Origin of the sequence: Streptomyces corynorhini (genome assembly GCF_003346515.1) — a bacterium.
Classification (GTDB): domain Bacteria; phylum Actinomycetota; class Actinomycetes; order Streptomycetales; family Streptomycetaceae; genus Streptomyces; species Streptomyces corynorhini.
Window position 1 is genome coordinate 1 of record NZ_QQNA01000382.1, and the last position, 1,671, is coordinate 1,671.

At 74.3% G+C, this 1,671-nt stretch carries 1 protein-coding gene, 1 pseudogene and 1 CRISPR repeat array; the gene and the pseudogene both read right to left on the reverse strand.

Annotation, left to right across the window (positions count from 1 at the left end):
- Positions 1-57: 57 nt before the first annotated feature.
- Positions 58-391: direct repeats of the CRISPR family, unit length 29 nt; unit sequence GGGGCCAACCCCGCACGCGCGGGGAGCAC.
- 88 nt (positions 392-479) lie between these two features.
- On the reverse strand, positions 480-1,256 hold the full coding sequence (cobM, locus tag DVH02_RS32975; RefSeq protein WP_114627520.1) for a precorrin-4 C(11)-methyltransferase: 777 nt from the start codon (positions 1,254-1,256) through the stop codon (positions 480-482).
- Positions 1,253-1,609, reverse strand: a pseudogene (locus tag DVH02_RS36630) (cobalamin biosynthesis bifunctional protein CbiET); the annotation flags it as partial. The pseudogene DVH02_RS36630 and the gene cobM, both read right to left, overlap by 4 nt.
- Between the last annotated feature and the right edge of the window lie 62 nt (positions 1,610-1,671).

Here is a 1,671-nt window from a genome sequence, read left to right on the forward strand (position 1 = left end):
CCAACCCCGCACGCGCGGGGAGCACCCGATCACCGCGTACCGCTGGTCGTCCGGCGCGGGGCCAACCCCGCACGCGCGGGGAGCACACACCGGGCAGCTGCGGGAGCTTGAGGCCGTGGGGGCCAACCCCGCACGCGCGGGGAGCACGCCACCGCCAGCGTGACCGAACCCGAGGAGATGGGGCCAACCCCGCACGCGCGGGGAGCACCGTGGACCGCGACACCCCGAGTGTGCGGGCGAGGGGCCAACCCCGCACGCGCGGGGAGCACGATGCCTCCCTTATGGCCGTCCAGCCGGAGGCGGGGCCAACCCCGCACGCGCGGGGAGCACCCCTTCGTCCCCGATCCGGTGAAGTCGGACGAGGGGCCAACCCCGCACGCGCGGGGAGCACACTGCCTGACCTGCGACCCTACGCGTCCCCCTCGCCCTTCTCAGCCAGTTTCACCGAATCCGGCATTGCGCCCAAAACGCCACAGCTCTCAGCAGCCACCAGCACCGCCATGCCCATCCTCCCCGCCTCGGTCCCGCTCCGCCGAGTACAGGTGGCTGTCGCCGAACTGCTCCGCCCCCAGCGTGCGCCCCACCAGAATCACCGCCGTGCGGACCACGCCCGCCTCCCGTACCCGGTCTGCGATGTCGGAGAGCGTGCCGCGCAGGACGAGTTCCTCCGGGCGGCTGGCCATCGCGACCACCGCCGCCGGGCAGTCGGGACCGTAGTGCGGGAGGAGTTCGGCGACCACGCGGTCCGCGTAGCGTGCCGCCAGGTGCAGGACCAGCAGCGCGCCGCTCTTGCCGAGCGTGGCCAGGTCCTCGCCCGGGGGCATCGGGGTGGCCTGCTGAGCGACGCGCGTGAGGATCACCGTCTGGCCGACCGTCGGGACCGTCAGCTCCCGCTTGAGGGCGGCAGCTGCCGCCGCGAACGCCGGTACCCCCGGCACCACCTCGTACGGCACCCCCGCCGCGTCCAGCCGCCGCATCTGCTCGGCGACGGCGCTGAAGACGGACGGGTCGCCGGAGTGGAGGCGGGCGACGTCGTGGCCCTCCTCGTGCGCTCGCACCAGCTCCGCCGTGATGCCGTCCAGATCCATCCGCGCGGTGTCGATCAGGCGGGCGTCCGGGGGGCATTCGGCCAGCAGTTCGCGCGGGACGAGGCTGCCCGCGTACAGGCAGACCCCGCACGCCGCCAGCCGCCGCGCGCCGCGCAGTGTGATCAAGTCTGCGGCGCCAGGACCCGCGCCGATGAAGTACACCGTCATCGTTCTTCCCCTGCTCTTTCCGTAGCCGTAGCCGAAGCCGAAGCCGTCGCCGAGGCCCGAGCGGAAGTCGAAGCCGTCGCCGAAGCCGACGCCGTAGCCGTAGCCGAAGGCGGCTGCGAGAGCCCCTTCGTCACCGCCCACTGCGTCACCGGCATCGCCTGCCGCCACCCCGTGAACCCGCCCACCGGCACCGCGTGCGCCACCGCCAGCCGTACCAACTCCCCGCCCCGGCGCCGGTACCACTCGGCCAGCAGCGCCTCGGACTCCAGCGTCACCGTATTGGCCACCAGTCGGCCGCCCACGGGCAGCGCCTCCCAGCACGCGTCCAGCAGGCCGGGGGCCGTCAGCCCGCCGCGCTGGCGGAACTGCCGGTGCCGGACGCGGTGTTCATCGGCGGCGGGCTGACGGCCCCCGG

What these genes read in the sequence shown, in the direction of transcription:
- cobM (WP_114627520.1), bottom strand. Translation starts at nt 1,256, where the DNA reads ATGACGGTGTACTTCATCGGCGCGGGTCCTGGCGCCGCAGACTTGATC.